General features: G+C 61.6%; 21 protein-coding genes, 1 tRNA gene and 1 pseudogene. 15 read left to right on the forward strand and 8 right to left on the reverse strand.

The window, feature by feature from the left end; all coding sequences use genetic code 11:
- Positions 1-12: 12 nt before the first annotated feature.
- Positions 13-819, forward strand: coding sequence for an HDOD domain-containing protein (locus tag LOY22_RS21125; RefSeq protein ID WP_258594695.1), 807 nt, complete (start codon positions 13-15; stop codon positions 817-819).
- On the opposite strand, the gene LOY22_RS21130 is transcribed toward LOY22_RS21125, so the two are convergent.
- Both LOY22_RS21130 and LOY22_RS21135 read right to left on the reverse strand, forming a co-directional pair.
- Complete coding sequence (locus LOY22_RS21130) at positions 816-2,195, reverse strand: sensor histidine kinase (RefSeq protein ID WP_045197615.1); 1,380 nt, start codon at positions 2,193-2,195, stop codon at positions 816-818. The two genes, LOY22_RS21125 and LOY22_RS21130, sit on opposite strands and share 4 nt — an antisense overlap.
- Entirely contained in the window at positions 2,188-2,859 is a 672-nt protein-coding gene (locus tag LOY22_RS21135; protein WP_045197613.1) for a response regulator, read from the reverse strand. Before LOY22_RS21135 ends, LOY22_RS21130 begins: the two co-directional genes overlap by 8 nt.
- A 201-nt stretch (positions 2,860-3,060) precedes the next feature.
- Here LOY22_RS21135 and LOY22_RS21140 point away from each other — a divergent pair, with 201 nt between their 5' ends.
- From LOY22_RS21140 to LOY22_RS21160, 5 genes are all read left to right on the forward strand, one after another.
- Positions 3,061-4,350 carry an OprD family porin gene (locus tag LOY22_RS21140; RefSeq protein WP_045197611.1) on the forward strand — a complete coding sequence of 430 codons (1,290 nt, stop codon included), beginning with the start codon at positions 3,061-3,063 and terminating at the stop codon, positions 4,348-4,350.
- Between the two features lie 34 nt (positions 4,351-4,384).
- Entirely contained in the window at positions 4,385-5,365 is a 981-nt protein-coding gene (locus tag LOY22_RS21145; protein WP_045197609.1) for a tripartite tricarboxylate transporter substrate binding protein, read from the forward strand.
- A gap of 70 nt (positions 5,366-5,435) precedes the next feature.
- A complete protein-coding gene (locus LOY22_RS21150; protein ID WP_045197606.1) occupies positions 5,436-5,894 on the forward strand; it encodes a tripartite tricarboxylate transporter TctB family protein in 459 nt (152 codons plus the stop codon).
- Between the two features lies 1 nt (position 5,895).
- Positions 5,896-7,410 carry a tripartite tricarboxylate transporter permease gene (locus LOY22_RS21155; RefSeq protein WP_045197603.1) on the forward strand — a complete coding sequence of 505 codons (1,515 nt, stop codon included), beginning with the start codon at positions 5,896-5,898 and terminating at the stop codon, positions 7,408-7,410.
- Positions 7,403-8,434: an AbrB family transcriptional regulator gene (locus tag LOY22_RS21160; protein ID WP_093380044.1), complete on the forward strand. Its 1,032-nt coding sequence runs from the start codon at positions 7,403-7,405 to the stop codon at positions 8,432-8,434. Before LOY22_RS21155 ends, LOY22_RS21160 begins: the two co-directional genes overlap by 8 nt.
- A gap of 45 nt (positions 8,435-8,479) precedes the next feature.
- Here LOY22_RS21160 and LOY22_RS21165 read toward each other — a convergent pair whose 3' ends face one another.
- The 4 genes from LOY22_RS21165 to ung all read right to left on the reverse strand — a co-directional run bounded on the left by LOY22_RS21165 (position 8,480) and on the right by ung (position 15,810).
- The gene (locus LOY22_RS21165; protein WP_258594697.1) at positions 8,480-10,744 is read right to left on the reverse strand and encodes an autotransporter outer membrane beta-barrel domain-containing protein; all 2,265 of its coding nucleotides are present in this window, start codon (positions 10,742-10,744) and stop codon (positions 8,480-8,482) included.
- 221 nt (positions 10,745-10,965) lie between these two features.
- On the reverse strand, positions 10,966-12,861 hold the full coding sequence (locus LOY22_RS21170) for a hypothetical protein (protein ID WP_143013263.1): 1,896 nt from the start codon (positions 12,859-12,861) through the stop codon (positions 10,966-10,968).
- 190 nt (positions 12,862-13,051) lie between these two features.
- A complete protein-coding gene (locus LOY22_RS21175) occupies positions 13,052-14,989 on the reverse strand; it encodes a hypothetical protein (protein WP_258594699.1) in 1,938 nt (645 codons plus the stop codon).
- 128 nt (positions 14,990-15,117) lie between these two features.
- Positions 15,118-15,810 carry a uracil-DNA glycosylase gene (gene ung / locus LOY22_RS21180; protein WP_045197592.1) on the reverse strand — a complete coding sequence of 231 codons (693 nt, stop codon included), beginning with the start codon at positions 15,808-15,810 and terminating at the stop codon, positions 15,118-15,120.
- 126 nt (positions 15,811-15,936) lie between these two features.
- On the opposite strand from ung, the gene LOY22_RS21185 reads away from it, so the two are divergent.
- Positions 15,937-17,046 (forward strand): enoyl-CoA hydratase/isomerase family protein, encoded by a 1,110-nt coding sequence (locus tag LOY22_RS21185; RefSeq protein WP_045197589.1) that lies wholly within the window; start codon positions 15,937-15,939, stop codon positions 17,044-17,046.
- 8 nt (positions 17,047-17,054) lie between these two features.
- Here LOY22_RS21185 and LOY22_RS21190 read toward each other — a convergent pair whose 3' ends face one another.
- Positions 17,055-17,432 (reverse strand): hypothetical protein, encoded by a 378-nt coding sequence (locus LOY22_RS21190; RefSeq protein ID WP_045197905.1) that lies wholly within the window; start codon positions 17,430-17,432, stop codon positions 17,055-17,057.
- 213 nt (positions 17,433-17,645) lie between these two features.
- Here LOY22_RS21190 and LOY22_RS21195 point away from each other — a divergent pair, with 213 nt between their 5' ends.
- The 5 genes from LOY22_RS21195 to LOY22_RS21215 all read left to right on the forward strand — a co-directional run bounded on the left by LOY22_RS21195 (position 17,646) and on the right by LOY22_RS21215 (position 21,512).
- Entirely contained in the window at positions 17,646-19,136 is a 1,491-nt protein-coding gene (locus tag LOY22_RS21195) for a sensor domain-containing diguanylate cyclase (RefSeq protein WP_258594701.1), read from the forward strand.
- On the forward strand, positions 19,133-19,354 hold the full coding sequence (locus LOY22_RS21200) for a cysteine-rich CWC family protein (protein ID WP_045197585.1): 222 nt from the start codon (positions 19,133-19,135) through the stop codon (positions 19,352-19,354). Before LOY22_RS21195 ends, LOY22_RS21200 begins: the two co-directional genes overlap by 4 nt.
- A 27-nt stretch (positions 19,355-19,381) precedes the next feature.
- Entirely contained in the window at positions 19,382-20,074 is a 693-nt protein-coding gene (locus LOY22_RS21205; RefSeq protein ID WP_093380022.1) for a pseudouridine synthase, read from the forward strand.
- Between the two features lie 322 nt (positions 20,075-20,396).
- Positions 20,397-21,281, forward strand: coding sequence for an alpha/beta fold hydrolase (locus LOY22_RS21210; protein ID WP_045197581.1), 885 nt, complete (start codon positions 20,397-20,399; stop codon positions 21,279-21,281).
- A 157-nt stretch (positions 21,282-21,438) separates the two neighbouring features.
- Positions 21,439-21,512: transfer RNA gene (locus tag LOY22_RS21215), tRNA-Gly, on the forward strand.
- A 58-nt stretch (positions 21,513-21,570) separates the two neighbouring features.
- On the opposite strand, the gene LOY22_RS21220 is transcribed toward LOY22_RS21215, so the two are convergent.
- Complete coding sequence (locus LOY22_RS21220; RefSeq protein WP_176794224.1) at positions 21,571-21,975, reverse strand: DUF2388 domain-containing protein; 405 nt, start codon at positions 21,973-21,975, stop codon at positions 21,571-21,573.
- A 148-nt stretch (positions 21,976-22,123) separates the two neighbouring features.
- On the opposite strand from LOY22_RS21220, the gene LOY22_RS21225 reads away from it, so the two are divergent.
- The 3 genes and pseudogenes from LOY22_RS21225 to nadS all read left to right on the forward strand — a co-directional run bounded on the left by LOY22_RS21225 (position 22,124) and on the right by nadS (position 24,363).
- Positions 22,124-23,821, forward strand: coding sequence for a SulP family inorganic anion transporter (locus LOY22_RS21225; protein ID WP_093380016.1), 1,698 nt, complete (start codon positions 22,124-22,126; stop codon positions 23,819-23,821).
- 120 nt (positions 23,822-23,941) lie between these two features.
- Positions 23,942-24,073 (forward strand): annotated as a pseudogene (locus LOY22_RS21230) (type II toxin-antitoxin system RelE/ParE family toxin); the annotation flags it as partial.
- Between the two features lie 2 nt (positions 24,074-24,075).
- Positions 24,076-24,363, forward strand: a complete 288-nt coding sequence (gene nadS, locus LOY22_RS21235; RefSeq protein ID WP_093380013.1) for a NadS family protein — start codon at positions 24,076-24,078, stop codon at positions 24,361-24,363.
- The last annotated feature ends 6 nt before the right edge of the window (positions 24,364-24,369 follow it).

Raw genomic sequence — 24,369 nt, forward strand, 5'->3', positions numbered from 1 at the left:
TAGAGAATCACCATGAACAAGATGGCCGAGATGATCCAGGCCCACCTGCTGAGCGCCATCGACAACGATGACCTGGTGCTGCCGACCCTGCCGGAAGTGGCCTTGAGCATTCGCGAAGCCGCCGAAGACAGCGAGATCAGCGTCAGTACCCTAAGCAAGGTGATCGGTCGCGATGCAGCGTTGTCGGCGCGCCTGATCAAGGTGGTCAACAGCCCCTTGCTGCGCGCCGCCACCGAGGTCACCGACCTGCAAACGGCCATCACCCGCCTGGGCATCAACTACAGCTGCAACCTGGCGATCGGCCTGGTGATCGAGCAGATCTTCCATACCCGCTCGGATGTGGTTGAGCAAAAAATGCGCGAGATCTGGTCAAAAAGCCTCGAAGTGGCTGGCATCAGCTATGAGCTGTGCCTGCGATTCACCCAGCTCAAGCCGGACCAAGCAGCCCTCGCTGGCCTGGTTCATCAGATTGGCGCGCTGCCGATCCTGCTGTATGCCGAAGAGCACAACGAGCTGCTCTCCGACCCGGTCAGCCTGAACTATGTAATCGAACAGATTCACCCGGCACTGGGCGACAAGATCCTCAGCGTCTGGGAGTTCCCCGAGCAACTGGTGCACCTGCCCGGGCTGATCCAGGACCTGGATCGCGGCACCGACAAGGTCGACTACGTCGATATTGTGCAGATCGCCCAGGTACTCAGCAGCAACAGCAAGGAGCGACCGCTGGCCGCCCTGCCCGCCTACCGCCACCTTGGCCTGCCCACCGGCACTGAGCTGCAGGCCAGCGACCTGCTAAATGCCAAGGCGATGTTCCGCTAGTCAGCGCTGAAGCTGACCCGCACCTTCAAGCCGCCACGCTCACCATCGTGCAGGCTGATCTGCGCCAGGTGCGCGCGGCAGATCTCGCCGACAATCGCCAGGCCCAGGCCAGTGCCCTGGGCGCCGCGCCGGTAGAAGCGCTCGAAGACCTTTTCGCGCTCGCTTTCAGGAATCCCCGGGCCGTCGTCTTCGACTTCGAGAATGCCCGGCTCAACCACGCGCAGAATCACATCGCCGCCCTTGGGCGTATACGCCATGGCGTTATCGACCAGGTTGCTCAGCAGCTCATTGAGCAGCGTCGGCTCGCCGCGCACCCACACCGGCCCCTCGGTCTCCAGCGCCAGGGCGACGCCACGCGCATGGGCCAGCGGCGCCATGGCCATGCCCAGCTCACGGGCCAATTGGCTGAGGTCGAGCAATTGCGCGCCGCCTTCGGCAATCGCCCGGGCGCCGTTTTCGACCCGCGCCAGCGACAGCAACTGGTTGGCCAGGTGGGTCAGGCGATCGGTGCCTTGCGCGGCGGCCTCAAGGGTTTCGCGCCAGACTTGCGGCTCGTTGGAGCGCAAGCCCAGTTCGACCCGCGCCTTTAGCGCTGCCAGCGGCGTGCGCAGTTCATGGGCGGCCTCGGCGATAAACTGTGCCTGGCGCTCGAACTGGCCGCGCAAGCGTTCGGTAAAGTGGTTCAGGGCGCGCACCAGCGGGCTCAGCTCGCGCTGCACCTGGACCACCGGCAAGGCCCGCAGGTCATCGGGCTGGCGCTCCTCCACAGCGCTGCGCAAGCGCTCTAGCGGGCGCAGGGCGGCGCTGACGGCAAACCACACCAGCATCAGCGCGCCGAGGGCGAGCATGCCCAGGCGCAGCAGGGTATCGGCCATCAGGCTGCGGGCCATGCGCACCCGCGCCTCTTCGGTTTCGGCCACGCGGATTTCGGCCATGCCGTTCATGTTCGGCTCGCTAACCGCCTTGAGCAGGCTGACCACGCGCACGTCCTGACCCAGATAACGGGCGTTGTAAAAGCGCGCCAGGGCCGGGTAATCGTCGGTGCGCGGAGTATTGGGCGGCGGCGCCGGGAGGTTTTCGTAGCCGGAGATCAAGCGCTGGTGAATATCGTTGACCTGGTAGTAGATGCGCCCGGCGCTGTCGTAGGCGAAAGTGTCCAGGGCCACGTAGGGCACATCGGCGCTGAGGGTGCCGTCGCGTTGCGACAGGCCCGCGGCGATGGTCCGTGCCGAGGCCAGCAAGGTACGGTCGTAGGCGGTGTCGGCGGCTTCACGGCCGTTCCAGTAAGCGCTCAGGCCGCTGGCCAGCATCAGCACCACCAGCAGGATTGCCAGGTTCCATAGCAGTCGCCCGCGCAGGCTGTCGCTGTTACGCATCTTTGTGCTCGAGCAGGTAGCCGAGCCCCCTGAAGGTGACGATCGCCACGGCATGGCCGTCGAGCTTCTTGCGCAAGCGGTGCACGTAGATTTCGATAGCATCGGCGCTGGCTTCTTCGTCCAGGCCGAACACCTGGGCGGCCAGTTGCTCCTTGCTCATCACCCGCCCGGGCCGCGCAATCAGTGCTTCGAGCACCGCCTGCTCGCGGGAGGTCAGGGTCAGCAGTTCTTCGCCGAGGGTGAAGCGCCGGGTATCGAGGTCGTAAACCAGTGGCCCGCAGCGCTGCTGGCGCTCTCCACCGAGCACGCTACGGCGCAGCAGGGCCTTGACCCGCGCCTCAAGCTCGGTCAGCTCGAACGGCTTGGCCAGGTAATCGTCGGCGCCCAGGTTCAGGCCATGGACCCGGTCCTTGACGTCGCTGCGCGCGGTCAGCATCAGCACCGGCACGGTCTTGCCGCGGGCCCGCAGGCGCGCCAGCACCTCGAATCCGTCCATCCGCGGCAGGCCGACATCGAGCACCGCCACGGCGTATTCCTCGCTGGCCAGGGCCAGGTCGGCGGCCACGCCATCATGCAGCACATCCACGGTCAGGCCGGTGCTTTTCAGGGCCTGGGCCACGCTTTCGGCCAGTTGCAGATGGTCTTCGACGAGCAGCACACGCATCGATTTCTCCCCTTTGCGTCGCGTTCAATGGCGCGGAGTGTACAGCCGACAGCCCGCCTGTGAAGCCTTCGGCGCAATCAAAAGCTGCTGAAAGGTTAGCGAAAGGTTCACGCCCTAGCATCCTCTCACGGCTCACTCTGCTTGCCGTAAAACCGGACCCAAGGTCCGAACTAATAAGAACAATAACGGAGTCACTCCACGATGCTGTCCATGCAGCCGCAGGCGTACGCGCCTACCCGACGTCTACCTTCCCGCCAGACCGCAGTTGCCAGCGCCCTCGCCCTTGCCGGCGTCGCCCCGTTGAGCCAGGCCGCCTTCTTCGATGACAGCAAGGCGAGCTTCGAAACCCGCAACATGTACTTCAACCGCGACTTTCGCGATGGCACCAGCGCCCAGCAATCCAAGCGTGACGAATGGGCCCAGGGCTTCATGCTCAATTTCGAGTCAGGTTATACCGACGGCACTGTAGGCTTCGGCCTGGATGCCCTGGGGATGCTCGGTATCAAGCTCGACTCAAGCCCCGACCGCACCGGCACCGGCCTGCTGCCAACCCACGACGATGGCCGCGCCGCCGACGAGTATTCCAAACTCGGCCTGACCGGCAAGGTGAAGATTTCCGCGACCGAACTCAAGATCGGCACGCTGATCCCGGAGCTGCCGACCCTGCAGCCCAACGACGGGCGCATCCTGCCGCAGACCTTCGAGGGCGGCCTGCTGACCTCGGGCGAGATCAAAAACCTGACTTTTACCGGCGGGCGCCTGGAAAAAGCCCGCGACCGCGACAGCACCAACAACGAGGACATCGCCCTCAACAACAAGAACAGCCGATTTCTTGGCACCGTCGCCGGCAACCATTTCGACATGGCCGGCCTGGACTACAGGTTCACCGACAAGATTACCGGCAGCTACCACTGGGCCCAGCTCGATGACGTCTACCGCCAGCACTTCGTCGGCCTGATCGCCTCCCAGCCGTGGGGCCCGGGCACCTTCGGCGCCGACCTGCGCATGGCCTTCAGTGACGACCAGGGCCAGGCCCGCGGTGGCAACATCGACAACACCGCGCTCAACGGCATGCTCAGCTACGGCCTGAACGGCCACAAGCTCAGCGCCGGCTACCAGCACCTGTCCGGCGACACCGCCTTCCCCTATGTCGATGGCGCCGACCCGTACCTGGTCAACTTCGTACAGATCAACGACTTCGCCGGCGCCGACGAGCGCTCCTGGCAAGCCCGTTACGACTACGACTTCAGCAAGCTCGGCATCCCCGGCCTGACCTTCATGAGCCGCTACATCAGCGGCGATAATGTCAGCCTGGCCGATGGTGGCGAGGGCAAGGAGTGGGAACGCAACACCGAGTTCAAGTACGTGGTGCAAAGTGGCGCCCTGAAAAACGTCGCCGTGCGCCTGCGCAACGCCACCTTCCGCTCCAACTTCGCCCGCGATGCCGACGAAGTGCGACTGCTGGTGAGTTACAGCCTTGCGCTGTGGTAATCCCTGATAACAATAACGTTCACGGAGAGACACGATGACTTTTTCACTGCGCCGCATTGCCCTCGCCACCGGTTGCCTGCTGCTGGCCGGCAACGTTCTGGCGGGCGAACCGAAACGCCCTGAATGCATCGCCCCGGCTTCGCCCGGCGGCGGTTTCGACCTGACCTGCAAACTGGTGCAAAGCGCCCTGGTCAACGAAAAGATCCTCAGCAAACCGATGCGCGTCACCTACATGCCCGGCGGTGTCGGCGCGGTGGCCTATAACGCGGTGGTCGCCCAGCGTCCGGCCGATGCCGGCACCCTGGTGGCCTGGTCCAGTGGTTCGTTGCTGAACCTGGCCCAGGGCAAGTTCGGCCGTTTCGATGAAAACGCCGTGCGCTGGCTGGCGGCGGTAGGCACCAGCTATGGTGCCATTGCCGTGAAAAGCGATTCGCCCTACAAGACCCTCGACGACCTGGTCGCGGCGCTGAAAAAAGACCCGAGCAAGGTGGTGATCGGCTCCGGCGGCACCGTCGGCAGCCAGGACTGGATGCAGACCGCGCTGATCGCCAAGGCCGCCGGGATCAACCCGCGCGACCTGCGCTACGTGGCCCTGGAAGGCGGCGGCGAAATCGCCACGGCGCTGCTCGGCGGGCACATTCAGGTCGGCAGTACCGACATCTCCGACTCCATGCCGCACATCCAGAGCGGTGACATGCGCCTGCTTGCGGTGTTCGCCGAAACCCGCCTGGACGAGCCGGAAATGAAGGACATCCCCACCGCCAAGGAACAAGGCTACGACATCGTCTGGCCGGTGGTGCGCGGTTTCTACCTCGGGCCGAAAGTCACCGATGAAGAGTACGACTGGTGGAAAGCCTCGTTCGACAAGCTGCTGGCCTCCGAAGAGTTCGCCAAGCTGCGCGATCAGCGCGAGCTGTTCCCCTTCGCCATGACCGGTGTCGAGCTGGACACCTACGTCAAGAAACAGGTGGCTGACTACAAGGCCCTGGCCAAGGAATTTGGCTTGATTCAATAAGCCTCTCCCCTTTCGAACGCATCGCGGGGCAAGCCCGCTCCCACTTGCCCCGCGAAAAGAGGATTCCGCAATGATCCTGCAACGTCTCTTCGCCCTGTTTTTGCTGGCGCTGTGCGCCGCCCTGGCCGTCATGGCCTGGCCCTACCAGGCAGCCTTTTCCTACGAACCGGTCGGGCCACGTGCCTATCCCTTGCTGATGCTCGGCCTGATGGCCGCGGGCCTGCTGTACCTGGCCTTTCGTCCCACGCCGATCGTGCACAAGGACGACGAACCCGAACTGGACCGCGAAACCCTGAACAAGATCGGCCTCTGCGTCGCCTTGCTGCTGGTCTTTGCCGCCACCTTCGAGCCACTGGGCTTCATTGTCAGCAGCATCCTCATCGGCGTGCCGATGGCGCGCTTGTATGGCGGGCGCTGGTTGCCCAGCGTGGTGATCATCGGCCTGATGAGCATCGCCCTGTACTGGCTGTTTGACCGTGTGATGGATGTGCCCCTGCCCCTCGGCCTGCTCGACGTTCTGGAGAACTGACATGGATACGCTTGGTTATCTCGGCCAGGGCTTCGGCGTCGCCCTGAGCCCCTACAACCTGGTTACCGCCCTCGCCGGCACCCTGATCGGCACCGTGGTCGGCCTGCTGCCGGGCCTGGGCCCGATCAACGGCGTGGCGCTGCTGATCCCGATTGCCTTCGCTCTCGGCCTGCCGCCGGAGTCGGCGTTGATTTTGCTGGCAGCGGTGTACCTGGGGTGCGAATACGGCGGGCGGATCAGCTCGATCCTGCTCAATATCCCCGGTGAAGCGTCGACGGTCATGACTACCCTCGACGGCTACCCCATGGCCCGCCAGGGCCTGGCCGGGGTGGCGCTGTCGCTGTCGGCCTGGAGTTCGTTCATCGGCGCCTTTATCGCTACCTGCGGCATGGTGCTGTTCGCGCCGCTATTGGCGAAATGGGCGATCGCCTTCGGCCCGGCGGAGTATTTCGTGCTGATGGTGTTCGCCATTGTCTGCCTGGGTGGCATGGCCGGCGACCGGCCGTTGAAGACCTTCATCGCCGCGCTGATCGGGCTGTTTCTTTCCAGTGTCGGCATCGACGCCAACAGCGGCGTGTACCGCTTCACCGGTGACAGCGTGCACCTGGCCGATGGCATTCAGTTCGTGGTGCTGGTGCTGGGCCTGTTCTCCATCAGCGAGATTCTCCTGCTGCTGGAAAAAACCCACCATGGCCACGAAGCGGTGAAAGCCACCGGGCGCATGCTGTTCAACTTCAAGGAAGCGGCCTCGGTATTCGTCGTCAACATTCGCTGCGGCCTGCTCGGTTTCATCATGGGCGTGCTGCCCGGTGCCGGCGCAACCCTGGCCAGCGCCGTGGCCTACATGACCGAAAAGCGCATCGCCGGTGCCAGCGGCACCTTCGGCAAGGGCGACAAGCGCGGCCTGGCCGCACCGGAAACCGCCATCGGCGCCTCCTGCTGCGGCGCCCTGGTGCCAATGCTGACCCTCGGCGTACCCGGCTCGGGCACCACCGCCGTGATGATCGGCGCCCTGACCCTGTACAACATCACCCCGGGGCCGATGCTGTTCGCCCAGCAACCGGACATCGTCTGGGGCCTGATCGCGTCGTTGTTCATCGCCAACATCATGCTGGTGATCCTCAACATCCCGATGATCCGCATCTTCACCCGCATCCTCGCCGTGCCGAACTGGGCGCTGGTGCCGGTGATCGCGATCATCACCGCGATCGGTGTGTACGCGGTGCATGCCACCACCTTCGACCTGTTCCTGATGATCGGCATCGGTATCTTCGGTTACATCCTGCGCAAGCTGGACTTCCCGCTGTCGCCAATCTTGCTGGGCTTCATCCTCGGCGGGCTGATGGAGCAGAACCTGCGCCGCGCGCTGTCGATTTCCAATGGTGCCCTGGACATCCTCTGGTCGAGCCCGATCAGCATGAGCGTGTGGGGCCTGACCATCGCCATGATGCTTTTGCCGCTGCTGCGCATCTGGCGCAAGCGCAGCCTTCAGCGTCGTGCCCTGGCCGATGTCTGATGGCCGCTTGAAACTGTACTGGGCCACCGGCCTGGTCGGCCTGGCCGGCGGTTACCTCGCCAGCAGGGTCGGCTGGCCGCTGCCGTGGATGGTCGGCTCGTTGCTGGCGATCATCCTCGTGCGTTGCCTGACGCCCTGGCAATTGAGCGAGATCCCCGGCGGGCGCAAATGCGGGCAGTGGATCATCGGTATCGGGATCGGCCTGCACTTCACCCCGGCGGTGGTCGAGCAGGTGGCGAGCAACTTCGGCCTGATTTTCTGCGGGGCGCTGATCACCAGTGTTTCCAGTGTGGTCGGGGTGTGGTTGCTGCGCCGTACTGGCGAAGACCGGGCCACAGCGTTCTTTTCCAGCATGCCCGGTGGCTCCGGGGAGATGGTCAACCTCGGCGCCCGTAACGGTGCGGTGCTCAGCCAGGTGGCGGCAGCGCAGAGTTTGCGGGTGCTGGCGGTGGTGCTGTGTGTGCCGGCGCTGTTCAAGTTTTTGCTCGGCAATGGCGTGCCGCTGACCCACGCCGGGAGCGTGCACTGGGGCTGGCTGGTTGTGATCTGCCCGCTGGGGGTGTTGCTGGCCCTGGGCTGGCAGCGTTTGAAACAACCCAACCCGTGGCTGTTCGGGCCGTTGCTGGTGGCGGCGGTGGCCAGTGTCAGCGCCAACCTGCAGGTGGCCCTGCCCGATGGCGCCAGCCAGATCGGCCAATGGCTGATCGGCAGCGGTCTGGGTTGTCACTTCAACCGCGCGTTCTTTCGCCGGGCACCGTCGTTTCTCGGCCGCACCTTGATTGCCACGGCGCTGACCATGTTGATCGCAGGCCTTGCGGCGGGTGTGCTCAGTGTCATGACCAACCTCGACCTGCGCTCGCTGACCCTGGGCATGATGCCCGGCGGCATCGCCGAAATGAGCCTGACCGCCGAAACCCTGCAACTGTCGGTGCCACTGGTCACGGCGCTACAGGTGATGCGTTTGCTGTTCGTGCTGTTTCTGGCCGAACCGTTATTCAGGCACTGGGACAAACGCTGCGACTGAAACAAAAAAAGAGGAAGCCAAGGCGTCCTCTTTTCAGTTACGCGCTTACCAGGTGAAACGCACGCCGACGTTGGCACCGAACGGCTTTTCGATCTTGTCGCCGTTGCTGTAATCGATATCGGCATGCAACTGCAGGCGCTCGGACAGCGACACGGCAATACCGGCACCGACCTCGGCACGCGAGCCGGACAGGTCGTTGTTGAACACGTTGTCGTTGACCTTGACCTGGTTGTTCTTGGCGAACTCGTGCACCGCGGCAGCGCGCAGGTACGGCTGGGCAAAGCGCCCCTCGCCAAGATCAAAGTTGCGACCTACCGTGGCACCGGCCTTGCCGAGTACCGACATGGTGCGGTCACCTTCAGCCTTCAGGCCGCTGTCCAGGTCGTAGGATGCACCCTGGATGCTCACTGCCGACACTTGGGCGAAAGGTTCAACGAAGTAGCCGTCATCGAGCTTGATGTGACGACCGAACTCGGCCGACGCACCGACGCCGTTGGTCTTGTAGTTGCCCTTGGCCTGGCTGCCGTCGCTCATGGCCACCTTGGACTTGTTGTCGAAGCGGTTGACCTTGGCCACCGCGTCAAAGTAGTAACCGCTGTCCTGGTCCAGCCAGGTGGTGTAGGCACCGGCGTAGTAGCTGTCGACCGTACCGGTAGTACCGCGGCTCAGGTCCAGGTCGGACTTGCTATGACCGGCCAGCACACCCACCAGCCACTGGCTGTCGCCCACCTGGGCATCGGCACCCAGGGTGAAGCCCTGCTGGGTTTGCTTGTAGGCGGTGCCAGACGACTCGGCAACGTTGTACTTGCTGCCATAGGCACGGCCCCAGGCGCCGCTTTTACCTTCGTTGTAGCGCAACTCGCCCATGCGGGTGCGCAGCGACGACAGCTCGCCATACCACACGGTCGGTGCGGTATTGAACAGCGCCAGGACCGAACGGGTGCCGGGGCTGATGACTTTCTTCTCGGTGTCCAGGTGCCAGTCGTTGCCTTCCTTGGTCAGGTCATAGGAAAACGCGCCCAGGTCGACAGGGCCGTTCACCAGGCTGAACTCGGCATCGCCGCCGCCGGTAGTGACCACGGTGATCCGCTCGACAGCGGCCGGGTCGTGACCACTGGCACTGATGGCGAGGGTGTGCTGACCGTTGGCCTGACCGCTGACATTGAGCAGGTCGCCTTCGCCAGTGGCGAAGTCAGCCGACATATGAAAGGTGCCGTTGCCAGACAGCTCTCCCAGGTCCAGGCGATAGAACTGGCCAGGCTCGCCAAACTGCACATGGCCGCCCTGCAGGCTCAATTGTTCAACCTGGCTGTCACCCACCAGCGCCCAGGTACTGTCGCCGTTGAGCGCCAGTGCGTCGACGTTTTCCAGGTGCCCCTTGAACAGCGATTGATCGTTCAGGCTCAGTTGCGCCGCGCCGCCAGTGGCGACAATCACATCACCTTCCAGGCTGGCATTGCTCAGGGTCAGTTGCGCAGTGCTGCCATCGCCTACCTGAATATTGCCGACCAGGTCGCTGCGGCCAATCTGCATCTCTGCCGAACCACCGTTCTTGAGCTCAAGCAGGGTGCCATTGGCGCCTTCCAGGCTCGAACCATTGAGTACGTCGATACGGGCGGTGGTTGCAGAATCCACCACCAGGGCCGGCCCTGCTTCCCCGATCACTTTGCTGTTGTCCAGCAGCAAAGTCGGCGCCTGCTCGTTGGCTTCAGAGCCATAGTATTCATGAGACAAACGCACACCGCTCTCGGCGCCCTTGATCACGCTGTTGTGCGCCTGGGCCTGGCCGCCGATCATCAACAGACCATCAGCCGTAGCACCGGTCAGGCTCGAGTCTTTGAGCGACAGATTGCTATAGGCGCTGAGGGTTGCACCGAATCGGCCACCGTTGATTTCGCTGCTCTGGACCTGGACCTCGGACCCGGTCGCCGAACCATCGAGCAATCGGCCAACCGTCAGGCCGTTGCCCTGGGCGCTATCGATACGTGCGTTGGCGATACGGGCGGTACTGCTCACCAGGGCAACAGCGTTGTTCGAGCCGACGGCAGTGACGGTGCCACCCTCGATGTTCAGTTGGCCCTTGCGCACTTGAATGTGCTCGGTCCGCGCACCCTGGACATTCAGAGTGGCATTTTCCAATACGCGATAGTTGTAGGACGGCGTCCCCGAGGTAGCGGTAAAGGTCTGGTTGCTTTCGACAACCTTGGTGATAGCCAGGGCCTGAGCCGATGCCATCACCAAAGGTGCGACAAGGGCTGCCTGCAAGGCGCACGAAAGCGCCGAGGGTTTGAAGATGCTTGGTTTGGTCATGAGATTCTACTCCGCAGCATTGAGACTATTCAGTTCCGGATTAAACAGAGCCAACTAGTTCAAGCCCCGTTTGTTCGGAGCGCAGAATAGAAACTTCTGACAGAATCTTATGTAGGAATATTCCCCATAAGAAGTAGGCACAATCAACAGACAGTGTCGCGCCCATATAGATAAAATGAAGCCGAGCATTGCTCGGCCTCATTTATTATCAAACACTCAGCTTATGGCCTTCCTGGGCAAAGCCCGGTCCCCTGTTCTCCAAAGTAGTAGTAAGACTTCACTGGAGAACGGCCAATATCCTCGCCACCACGTTCCTGAATCCAATACAGCTCGACAAAACCGCTGCGCAGCGGCTCCATGCAAGGAATCCATGGGATCGTAAGATTTACCCCGGTGTCCACTTCGTTTTGATTGAGCACTTCCCGTGGGAAAGATGAACGCGTTTCTTCGACAGGCTGCGAATTGGTAAAACCTTCAAGGCCCAGCCAGTGCAAAGTAACGATGTCGCCCACTTGAAGATTTTGAGCATCAACAACCCTGGCATTAACGCCTCGCCATGGAAAATCGGAACAACTGATACCCGCTTGGGTTTCGAGCAAATTCAACTCAGGCGCGTTGACCTCTGCCAATGGAATGGCCCTGACATCCACCAATTGACTGCCCGACGACTGGAAGTTGGTGGTGGTCGCATTGGCAAAAATTTTATAGAACAGCGGAATGTCCGTTCCATTGCCGACTTTGACAATATCGTCCCAGCTGATTTGCAACTCGATCGGGTCACCGGGATTGTCTGTGCTCTGCACTGTATAGGTGGCCACCAACAGGTTTTCCGGGCCATAGTAAAGCCGAATAACCTCCCCGGTTTGCGCAGGATCATAGAGGGTAAAACTGACGTCGGCAGGCTGGCCTGCATCCTCTGGGCGCAAAAGATTCAGCTCCCCCGTCGACGAGGTCAGGAGTGGAACATCAAGCGCCGGGTTGACCGGATCGGGTTCGCCCGGGTTAGGTGGCCCAATCAACTCCAGGTCTACTTCCACGTCCAGTACTGGGGAGGGATAGGCCTTGCTACGGATGACTTCATAGCGCACCTGGGCCATATGCGCAGTCCCTTCGACGCCACTGGAGATGACTGCCCATGGTGCGGTAAACGGTAAAGGCCAGTTAGGCGTGGGCGGCAGGAAGACCCGATCCACATAAATATCATTCCAGTAAACGCGCACTTCGTCACCCGACGCCGCATTGGTATACTCATCCACCTCGATCAGCACGCCCTCACGTGCTTCGACAATGTCAATGGGCGCAGCGTCAACCCTGGGCGCCAGCAAGTCGATAGGTGTTGGCTCAAGGATAACGAACACTTGCTGGCGGTATGCCAGCTTGGTCGGATTGCCGGCCCGGTCTTCCAGTATATAGGTCACCTGCTTGGTGCCAGGCCCGGCAAGGAGCAGCTCGTCCTTTGTCAGCACTACATTGATAGGCCTTTCGCTAACCAGCCCGCCTTTATTCGGCTGGGACTGCTCATCACCAAAGAGAATCGCCCAGTAGTCACCCACTTGCGGGTCAAGGTAATCTGGAATCTGCAACACCAGCTCATCGTCGTGCGCTTCCAGATACTCCGGCGTCACCGTGGCATCCGGCAGGTCCTCCGGAAGAATGATGGCCGTTGGGAAAGCACCAAGATTGGGATCAAGCCTGTCGACTGTTACCGTAAGATTCTGCGAAACTCCATCATTGGGATTTATCGAGTTGACGACGTCAAAATAAACAACTTTCTCACCATGCGACTCAAGCACTGGGTCTTGCAGCGTCACCGGAATGGGAAATGTGATCACATGAGGGACCGGCAACTCAACGCTGTGAACCGGCCTTTCGTTAATATAAACGGTTACCGTATCGATTGTGCCGGGCGGCCCCACTGTAGTGAAAGCCGGAATTTCCACCTCGAGTCCTTCCGGGATTTTCGGTGTACGCAGCAGATTAATCTGTCCCCCGGGAATATTTTGCTCAGTATTAATAGGCACCGGTGGATTAAACAAGTTTCTAAAACTTCTAGGCTGTGGGGCCCGTGTTTTGGCTTTTTCGGCTGACGCCTTGGTTGTCGCTTCAAACTTGGTCATCTTGGTATCTCCTGCAAATAGAAATAGGCTTGGAACACCATCAGCACCTCAGTCGACCCAGCCGCCGTCCTGCCAAGCAACGGCATTGCGGGGGCGAAGCCAAACCTTTTTTCAGAGCAAAACGTCGTCTTGTTTATCGCAACTGCGCAATCACTTCAGCGTATTGAGTCAACATCCTTGAACACAGTATTCACGCCTCTAGATCACAATACAGGCCCGTACTCAGATCGATGACTGACAACCTCGCACGGGCCAACCCCGACTCCCCCACACCACTACCGTCGCCTTTCTCCAGCCGATAACGGACATTACCGCCCCCCCCACCCGGCGCACTTCGAGCCGCCAACTTGATCAGCGGGTCGTAGGGCAATACGGTGAACCTGTAGCCATGCTCGGCTTCGAGGTCTTCGCGGGTCAGAACATGCTCGAAACGTCCCTGGGTTCCAGGGATCGGGTTATTGCCCGATTGGTTGTAGTCGCCCTCCCAAAGCAGGATGAGCTTGTCATCCACCTGCAGTTGCGGGTCTTTGGGGATCTCTACCCGAACGCCCAACCATGGCTGTTCTTCGCAACGTATCCATTGATTGGTCTTGGCATCTGGAAAGGTGGCGGGCGCCAGGCCTTCGATGACTCGCACCTCGACACGCACGGATGTTACGGGTGACCGTTGCCGGTTAACCCCATTGAACGTGGTGTACTGCATCGGCAAGGCAGGTGAATTGCCGACACTATGGATAATCGCCCAAGGAACCCTCAGCACGCTCAATTGCCCGCCAACATCCTCAGCCTTCACCTCGTAGCGATCCACCGCCTGCGGATGACTGCCCCAGAACAGTTCCAGCACCTGACCGAATTGCGGGTTGTCATACAGAAGGATCTCGACGCGCGCGTCCTGCCCGGCATCGGCGCCTGTGAGCACATTATCGGCTGTCGTGCCCTTGACTACAGCCGGTAGCAACAAGGGGTTGACCGGATCCGGGCCGGGAGGCGGACCGGCCACCGTCAGGTCGATGTCTACCCATAAGGTCGAAGAGGTGAGCGAAGCCCCACCGCGTCGCCAGGTGTAGTGCACCCGATCAACAAAAGGTGCAGCAAAACCTCCTGCCGCTAGAATTGCCCAACTGACCGGGGCCTTTAAAGGCCATTGCTGGTTCTCGGCAATGGTGATGAGGCGAAGCGCCAGCCCGCGCCAGTAGACCTGAACCTGATCGCCTTGCTGTGCGTCGCTGATGACGTCGATGTGAACCTCGACACCTGCACGGGCATCTTCCAGGTCAATCAGCCCATCGACATCGAACCTGGGCACCCGAGGGTCAGGCAGGTCGCCCGGCAATTCATCCAGCACTACCTCAATTGGCTGGACCTCGGACGTTGGCCCGCGATTACCGGTTCGATCTTCCAGGCGATAGTAGGCGTTATGCGGGCCTGAACCGCTCTCTCGGACCAGCATCGCATCGTATCGCACAATGATCGGCGCATTGACATCGGTGATGCGCAACTCACCGGCATAGGGCAGTTCGCGTGGTTGCTCATCCGTATCGATAACGGGCAACTTTTCCCAGTAGTAGGTCAGCAGGTCGCCCACCCTGATATCTGGCCAAGGCTCGACCCGGGCATCGACCGTGTCGTGCCGGCTGAGATAATCCTCGGTAACGCCGCTGATCAGGACTTCCTGGTCAAACTGCAGGGGTGTACCTTCTTCGTCGCCATTGGGCGCCTGCTTATCGATGAACAGGTGCGTTGCGTGCGAAGTGGACGGGTTCAACGATACCGTAACGCGGTACTCGACCCGGGCGGGGCCAGGCGCCGCCATGTACTCCGAGGGCATCTTGCAGACAACCGGGATCACATCATCCGGGATCACTGGCTGAGAAAAGGTAAATGTTTCAACTACGTCGTTTCGCCAGAGAAATTCAACTTTTGTATCCACGCCCGGAGGAGCGGCATTGTAATCCGCCCAGATCTCCCTGATGCTGATTTCCAATGGGCGTAACTGGTCTTCCCTGCGGACCAAATGCCCCAGCACGTCATCTTCCGTCAACTCCATAGCGGCCGGAACGAACGGCGCGGCGTAGCGCTCCCGGGGATTTACCGGTTCATCAGTAGCATCAGAATCGTCCGAGCCCATGGCGACAGTTCCTTCCAGCGAAGAGCACCCTGGCAGCGAGCCTGTAGCTGGCTGCCGTGGAAAACCTGGAAGTATTAGATGCCTATTTCAAATCGGCCGAAACTGACAAAAATGCTAGGTACCCGGCGTTAAACCGGTGGCAAACGCCAGTCGATCGGGGTCAGTCCGCACTGCTTTAGGAAGCGGTTGGCCTGGCTGAAATGGCCGCAGCCGAGAAAGCCACGGTAGGCCGACAACGGCGATGGATGCACCGACTTGAGCACCAGGTGCTTGGTGGCATCGATCAGTTTCTGCTTGCTCTGGGCATGGGCGCCCCAAAGCAGGAACACGCTGTTGGGCTGGTGCTCGCTGACCACTTCGATGATGCGGTCGGTGAAGAACTGCCAGCCCTTGTTGGCATGAGACGCGGCGTTGGCGCGCTCGACGGTCATGGTGGTGTTTAGCAGTAATACGCCCTGCTCGGCCCAGGACTGCAGGCAGCCGTGCTTGGGGATTTCGATGTTGAGGTCACGCTGCAGCTCTTTGTAGATGTTCACCAGCGACGGCGGCGTTGCCACCCCCGGTTGCACCGAGAAGCACAGGCCATGGGCCTGGCCGGGGCCGTGGTACGGGTCCTGACCGAGGATCACCACCTTGACCTGGTCCAGCGGGGTGGAGTTGAGGGCGTTGAAGATCAGCGGGCCAGGTGGGTAGATCTCTTTGCCGGCAGCGTGCTCTTCGCGCAGGAACTCGCGCAACTGGTGCATGTAGGGCTGGTCGAATTCGGCGCGCAGGGCCTCTTTCCAGCTCGGTTCAAGTTTGATGCGATCGTCGTCAGTCATGGTCGGGTCCGAAAAACAATGGCGCGACACTAGGAAAGCTGCCTGCGCTTGTCAATCGATCCGACCGGCGACCGCCGAAATCGCCAGCAGCGGCCATACTTGTGCGGATCAACCACGAGGTCGCCCATGGCTGCAGTACAGTGCGAAGAACTCACCGGCGTCGACGGCGCGCGCATCGGCGTTGCCACCCTCAATACGCCGCAAACCCTCAATGCCTTGTCGCTGCCGATGATCGAGGTACTCGACGAACAGCTCAAGGCCTGGGCCGATGACCCGGATGTGGTCTGCGTGCTGCTGCGCGGCGAAGGCGCCAAGGCCTTCTGCGCCGGTGGCGAGGTGCGCAGCCTGGCCCAGGCTTGCCTTGACCATCCCGGCCGGGTACCGCCCCTGGCGGCGCAGTTCTTTGCCGCCGAATACCGCTTCGACTACCGCCTGCATACCTACCCCAAGCCGCTGATCTGCTGGGGCCACGGCCATGTGCTGGGTGGCGGCATGGGTTTGTTGCAGGGGGCCAGTGTACGCGTGGTCACCCCCAGCAGCCGCCTGGCCATGCCGGAGATCAGCATCGGCCTGTATCCGGATGTCGGCGGCAGTTGGTTCTTGTCGCGCCTGCCCGGCAAACTGGGCTTGTTCCTCGGCCTTACTGGCGCGCCGATCAACGCCAGCGATGCCCTCGACCTGGGCCTGGCCGACCGTCTGCTGGGCGAAAGCCAGCAGGAAGAGTTGCTCGACGACCTGCTGCAATTGAACTGGCAGGAGCAGACCGCCCTGCAGCTCAACAGCCTGCTCAAGGCCCAGCAGAACGGCGCCCAGGCGCAAAGGCCCGAAGCCCAGTGGCTGCCCAGGCGCCAGCAGATCGACGCGTTGCTGGATGTCGCCGACCCGGTGTGCGCCTGGCGTGCCATCGCCCAGCTGCGCAACCACGCCGACCCGCTGCTGGCCAAGGCCGCGCAGACCATGCTCGAAGGCTGCCCGCTGACCGCGCACCTGGTCTGGGAGCAAATCCAGCGTGCCAAGTACCTGTCGCTGGCCCAGGTGTTCCAGATGGAATACACCCTGAGCCTCAATTGCTGCCAGCATCCGGAGTTCAGCGAAGGGGTGCGCGCGCGGCTGATCGACAAGGACCAAAAACCGCGCTGGCACTGGGCAGATATCGCCCAGGTGCCAACGGCGGTGGTTGAAGCGCATTTCAGCAAGGCGTGGGAAGGTCGTCACCCCTTGGCGGACCTGGCCTGAATGGCGCCTCAGCGACGCCAGTTGCGATCCGGCCAGCCGTCACGGCTGCGCTCGTGACGTGACGATCCCTGGCGGTAGCGGTCATGGCCGCGCCCCGGGTAAGGCTTGTAGTAGTTATGCGGCGTTTCCCGGTAATAGCCGTGGGGCGCCGGACGGTAGTAATGCGGTGGCGGCGCGTAGTAACGCGGCGGTGGTGCCACGTAGTAGCGCGGCTGCGGCGCTACGTAGTAGCCGCGGCTGTAGGGATACGACGGCCGGTAGTAACCCGGATAGCCATAGCGATCGGCGGTGTAGACCTCGGTGCGGTAGTAACCGTTACCTCCATAGGGGACACAGGCGGTGGTCAGCAAACCCAACACTGCAAGCAGCAAAAGTCGGCGATACATGGCGGCCTCCCGGACCGCGAAACTGCCCATCCCAGCGGCGCTGGTCGGCGTCGATCGGCAAGTGTTCATCGACATTGAATAAGACTGTCAAAACCAGGTCCGGTGCCATTGCTGCAATAAATTGATACAAGGCCGATACCCTTAAAAATCGTAAAGTTATTTTTCTGCCACACCACTAGAATGAAGGCCATTGGCCTACAGACCGGGAATGTCATGCCGCCTCGTTCCGCCCTGTTTTCGCAGCGCTCGCTGATCCTGACATTACTGCTGTTGCTCGCCTGCGGCTTCTTGGCGACCTCCCTGCTCAGCTACTTCGCCTCACGCAGCTCGATTCGCGACAACATCGTCAACACCGAGCTGCCGCTGACCTCCGATACGGTCTATTCGGAAATCCAGAAAGACCTGGTACGTCCGATCCTGATCTCGTCGATGATGGCTCACGACACTTTCTTGCGCGACTGGGCCCTGGGCGGCGAGCGCGACACCGCCCAGGTCACCCGTTACCTGGACGAAATCATGCGCCAGCACCACGCCTATACGGCGTTCTTCGTCTCCAGCAACAGCGGTATCTATTACCAGACCAAAGGCGTTCTGAAGAAAATCGACCCGCAAGAACCCCGTGATGCCTGGTACCAGCGGGTACTGAAAATGAACACGCCCTACGAGATCAACGTCGACCTCGACATGGCCAACCAGGACCGCCTCACGGTGTTCATCAACTACCGGGTGTTCGATTACGACGGCAAGTTCATCGGCGTTGCCGGCATCGGCCTGACGGTCGAGGCGGTGATCCGCCTGATCGACGATTACCAGCAGCGCTACCAGCGCCAGGTGTTCTTCGTCGATCCGCAGGGGCGTATCGTACTTACCGGCTCCAATGGCGGTCCCCATGGCGCCAGGACCGGGCAGCCGCTGGTCGAACTGGACGGGCTCGGGCAAATGCCACAACCGGTCAGCGGCAGCCATGAATACAACAGCAGCGATGGCCATAGTCATTTCCTCAACGTGCGCCTGGTGCCGGAGCTGAACTGGTACCTGTTCGTCGACAAGCGCGAAGACGGCGCCATGGATGCCATTCGCCAGTCGCTGTACCTGAACCTGGCGATCTGCGCGATGATCACCCTGGTGGTGTTGTCGCTGCTCAATGCCATGGTCAAGCGCCATCAGGACAACATCGAAGCCCTGGCCACCCTCGACAGCCTCACCGGCCTGCCCAACCGCCGTGGCTTCGACCTGCTGGCCGCGCAAGCGCTGCAAGAAGCCCAGCGCGAACCCAAGCCGCTGATCGCCCTGCTGATCGACCTCGACCACTTCAAGGCGCTCAACGACACCCATGGCCACCTGGCCGGCGACGAAGTGCTACGCCAGTTCGCCCAGGTGCTGGAGGAATGCCTGCGCCATGCTGATATCATCTGCCGCTGGGGTGGTGAGGAATTCATCGTGCTGCTCAAGGACACCGACAGCCAGAACGCCGCGGCGGTGGCCGAAAAAATTCGCAGCAAGACCGAGGCCCTGGCCTTTACCTATGCCGAGCAGCCGATCCACCTGACCGCCAGCATCGGCTTGAGCAACCTGCAGGCCGACGATACCCTGCACAGCCTGATCTCCCGCGCCGACCGTGCCCTGTACCGGGCCAAACAAAGTGGACGCAACCGTGTCTGCAGCGAGATACCCCGAACCGACCATGAACAGCCCCGATCATGAATGACAGCCGCCGCTGCCCCGCCTGCGGCGCCAGCAACGATTGCAGCCTGGCCGACCCGCGCACGGCCGCCCAGGCCTGCTGGTGCTACGGCGTGAGCATCGACCCCAAGGTACTCGAAGCCCTGCCTGCCGAACTGCGCAACCAGGCCTGCCTGTGCCCGCGCTGCGCCGAGGTCGAGGCGCAATTGCAGGCAGCCAAGGCCACGCCAGCCGGTTAAACTGTCGCGCCCTGCACCTGGTTTTGTATGCGTCTCGATCGCTTCCTCAGCAACCTGCCCTGCTTCAGCCGTCAGCACGTGCGTTTGCTGCTGGTCGAACGGCGCGTGCGCGTGGATGGCCAGCAGGTCAGCGATCCACGCTTCGAGGTGCGCGAATTCAGCCGCATCGAGGTCGACGAGCAACTGCTGCAGGCCGGGCGCCCATTGCGCTACCTGATGCTGCACAAGCCCCAGGGCTGCGTCAGCGCCACCCAGGACCCGCAGCACCCCACGGTGATCGAGTTGATCGACCAAGCCGACACCGAAGATTTGCACATCGCCGGGCGCCTGGACTTCAACACCACCGGGCTGATGCTGCTGACCAACGATGGCCTGTGGTCGCGGCGCCTGACCCAGCCGCAGACCAAGCTGCCCAAGGTTTACTACGTCGAGACCGAGCAGGAGATCGGCGAGCACTACATCGAGAAATTCCGCCAGGGTTTCTACTTCGCCTTTGAAGACCTCACCACCCTGCCCGCCGAATTGACCTTGCTCGGCCCACGCAGCGCGCGCCTGAGCATCGTCGAAGGCCGCTACCACCAGGTCAAGCGCATGTTCGGCCACTTCGACAACAAGGTCGTGCGCCTGCACCGCGAACGCATGGGCCCGTTGCAGCTGGACCCCGACCTGCAGCCCGGTCAGTACCGCGCGCTCTACCCTGAAGAAATCCGGGCAATCTGAGCCTGCGACCGCCTGGCGGAAAATTTTCGTCAATTGCCCGAAAGGCACTTGCGGGTTGGCCGGGTGCCTGCTTGAATCCAATCGTCGGTCTGCATGTGACCAGCCAGTCACGATCGTAGTCCAAGACACCTTTTTGCCAGCGACCAGTGCCTCGAAGCCCCGGCGTCCGGCAGATTGCCCTCCTAGAACAATACCGGTCGACCAACGTGCCACATGGATCGACCAGGGCCCTCAGCTTCTCTTCAAGGCGTATGCCTACCTGTCATAAAGAACGCGCATCCTTGCATGTGCGAACACCCTTTTTGCGCCAGGAGTCGACGACATGAGGCCAGAAATCGCTGTGCTTGATATACAAGGTCAGTATCGGGTTTACACGGAGTTCTATCGCGCAGATGCCGCTGAGAAGACGATCATCCTGATCAATGGCTCGCTGGCCACGACGGCCTCGTTTGCCCAGACGGTGCGCAACCTGCACCCGCAATTCAACGTGGTGCTTTATGACCAGCCCTACGCCGGCAAGTCCAAGGCGCACAACCGCAACGAACACTTGCTGACCAAGGAAACCGAAGGGCAGATCCTCCTGGAGCTGATCGACCACTTTGGCGCCGATCATGTCATGTCCTTCTCCTGGGGCGGCGCCTGCACCCTGCTGGCCCTGGCGCACAAGCCGCGGCGCATCGAAAAGGCGGTGGTCAGCTCGTTCTCGCCGGTAATCAACGAACCGATGCGCGACTACCTCGAACGCGGCTGCCAGTACCTGAGCGCTTGCGATCGTTACCGGGTCGGCAACCTGGTCAACGACACCATCGGCAAGCACCTGCCGTCGCTGTTCAAGCGCTTCAACTACCGCCACGTCAGCAGCCTGGACAACCACGAATACGCGCAGATGCACTTTCACATCAACCAGGTGCTCGACCACGACCTGGGCAATGCCCTGCGGGCGGCGCGGGTGATCGACATTCCGGTGCTGTTCATGAATGGCGAGTGGGACGAATACACCACCACCGAAGATGCCCGCCAGTTCGGCCAACACGTGCGCAACAGCCACTTTCGCGAGATCCGCGCCACCGGCCACTTCCTCGACATGGAACACAAGGCCGCCTGCCGCGATACCCGCGAAGCCCTGCTGGGTTTTCTCAAACCTGCCCTGAAGGAGTCGCGCCCGCGTTACAGCTACACCCAGGAGCATCATGCACTGGCTATCTGAGCGACACGGTCGCCGGTAGCGCAGCCTTCTGCATCAACGGCCCAAAAGGCCAAACAGAAGATGCACGACCTCGCGCTACTGGCCACCGGCAGATGACGCTTAAGCAACATAGGGCTTCAAATCGCGACGAAGTTCTGGTACAAAGTCAGCCCTGAAAGCGGGTGTCGTATAATGGCATTACTCCAGCTTCCCAAGCTGATAACGAGGGTTCGATTCCCTTCACCCGCTCCAGCTTCCTTCAGGTTTCAGCGCCGCTGAGGCCTTGGCCACCGCCCTGGTGGCTGTTTCGCTAGATCCCCTTCGCTTCGGCTGCTGCCAGCACCAGTATTCCCTGGGCCAGGTCGCGATCCGTTGCGCCTGGCGCACGCCCTTCGCTACGCAACCAGTTCAACGCCGATTCCAGATAGACACCCCGGTAAGCCCCGTCGCTGGCAATGAACGCCGCAGCATCGTCGCGAGCCTGCGCCATCACGCGTTTGCCATCTTTGCCGGAACTGGCCTCAGAGGCCATGGTGGGTCCATAAGTGGTTGCGCCAGTGAGCATGAAGGGCAGATAAAACGTGGCTCCAAGGGTCAACATGCCATCGACGTCGCCGCCGCTACCAAAGATGTCGCCCTGGCCCTGGGCGCTACAGCACCAGGCCAGGCTCAGCAACATTGCGCGCTTTTTCCAGCGATTGATCCTGCGTTCCATCGGTATCCATTCACTGTCCCTGTAATCGGCCGGCATTCTCCACGGCTTGAGCCAGACTTAACAGCAGTGTTTTTGACTTGCCGCCCTGCCCAGGCGCCGCGCGCTGCGCTTTAATAGCCCACCGCGAAACACTCGAAAGGATCCGTGCATGTTTCTCTCCCGCTGGCTGCCTGGCCTGGCCAATCTGTTGCAGTACCGCCGCGAATGGTTTCGTCATGACCTGCAGGCCGGCCTGTCGGTGGCGGCGATCCAGATTCCCATCGCCATCGCCTATGCGCAGATCGTCGGCCTGCCACCGCAGTACGGGCTGTACGCGTGCATCCTGCCGATGATGGTCTATGCGCTGATCGGCAGTTCGCGGCAGTTGATGGTCGGCCCGGATGCCGCCACCTGCGCCATGGTCGCCGGGGCCATTGCGCCACTGGCCATGGGCGACCCGGCGCGGCTGGCGCAGTTGTCGGTGATTGTCACCATCCTCGTTGGCCTGATGCTGATCGGTGCCGGGCTGGCGCGAGCCGGGTTCATTGCCAGTTTCTTCTCGCGACCGATCCTTATCGGTTACCTCAACGGTATCGGCCTGAGCCTGCTGGCCGGGCAACTGGGCAAGGTGCTGGGCTTTCAGATCGAGGGCAACGGCTTTGTCCTCAGCCTGATCAACCTGCTGCAGCGCCTGGGCGAAATCCACTGGCTGACCCTGGTGATCGGCGTTGCCGGGCTGGGTTTGCTGATCTGGTTGCCGCGCCGCTACCCGCGCCTGCCGGCGGCGTTGGTCACCGTGGCAGTGGCCACCCTGGTAGTCGGGCTGTTTGGCCTCGACCGCTTTGGCGTGGCGATCCTCGGCCCGGTGCCGGCCGGCATGCCGGAACTGGCCTGGCCGCAAACCAATCTGGAAGAAATGAAAAGCCTGTTGCGCGACGCCCTGGGTATCGCCACCGTGAGCTTTTGCAGCGCCATGCTGACTGCCCGCAGCTTTGCTGCCCGCCATGGCTATGCGATCAACGCCAACCATGAGTTCCTTGCTCTCGGGGTCACCAATATCGCCGCTGGGGTTTCCCAAGGCTTTGCCATCAGCGGCGCCGACTCGCGCACCGCGGTCAACGACATGGTCGGCGGCAAAAGCCAGTTGGTCGGCATTATTGCCGCCCTGGTCATCGCCCTGATCCTGCTGGCCTTCACCACGCCCATGGCCTGGATTCCCCAGGCTGCCCTCGGTGCGGTTTTGCTGATGGCCGGCTGGGGGCTGATCGATGTGCAGTCGCTGAAAAAAATCTACCGCCTCAGCCGCTTCGAGTTCTGGCTGTGCGTGCTGACTACCGTCGGCGTGCTCGGCGTCGGTGTGCTGCCGGGCATCATCATCGCTGTGACCCTGGCGATCCTGCGTTTGCTCTACAGCATCTACCAGCCTACCGATGCGGTGCTCGGCTGGGTGCCGGGCATCGAGGGCCAGGTCGACATCCGCCGCCACCAGGATGCGCGCACGGTGCAGGGGCTGGTGGTGTATCGCTTTGACGATGCGATCCTGTTCTTCAATGCCGACTACTTCAAGATGCGTTTGCTCGAGGCGGTGCAGCGCGAGGAGCAGCCGCGCGCGGTGCTGTTCGATGCCGAAGCGGTCAGTTCCATCGATGTCAGCGGCATTGCTGCCCTGCGCGAAGTGCGCGATACCCTGACAGCCCGCGGCATCTACTTCGGTATCGCCCGGGCACGCGGGCGCTTCTTGCGCATGCTGGTGCGCTCGGGGATCGCCCGGGAGATGGAGAACGGCTTGTTGTTTGGCTCGGTACGCTCGGGGATCCGGGCGTATCGGTTGTGGCGCAATCGCAGTCGTAAGGAAGAGAACAAATGAAGATCCGTCCCACATCTTTTCAGGATGCACGCCTCTGACGTGTCCGACCTGGAGCTATTAGCCTTGGGGCTCCTGGTGAACGCTGAAACACGACGGTATCGAAAGATGAAGTCATAGCTACGGGTCATCTACTACCACTTTGTTTCGGCGTCACAAATTGCAATGCTGTTCATCTACTCCAAGAACGAACAACAGGACCTCGACCCGAACCAACGAAAAGCACTGAAGGCCGTTATCGAGAACTGGAGGTAAGCGTGAGTGCATTCTTTGACGAACTGATGGAGAGCGTAAAGCAGATGGACGAAATCGTCCGCGGCGAACGCCAGCCGTCACGCGAGTTCTCTATCGATGCTGTTCAGGTCAAAACCATCCGCAAGGCAACCGGCCTGTCGCAGGCCAAGTTTGCCGCCATGATCGACGTCCAAGTTGGCACGTTGCGCAATTGGGAACAGGGCCGCAGGGAGCCCACAGGTCCGGCCAAAGCCTTGCTGAGGGCGATACACAACGACCCTGAACATGTTCTTGAGGCGCTTTCTCGCTGAGCCCCG

Origin of the sequence: Pseudomonas sp. B21-035 (genome assembly GCF_024748945.1) — a bacterium.
Classification (GTDB): Bacteria; Pseudomonadota; Gammaproteobacteria; order Pseudomonadales; family Pseudomonadaceae; genus Aquipseudomonas.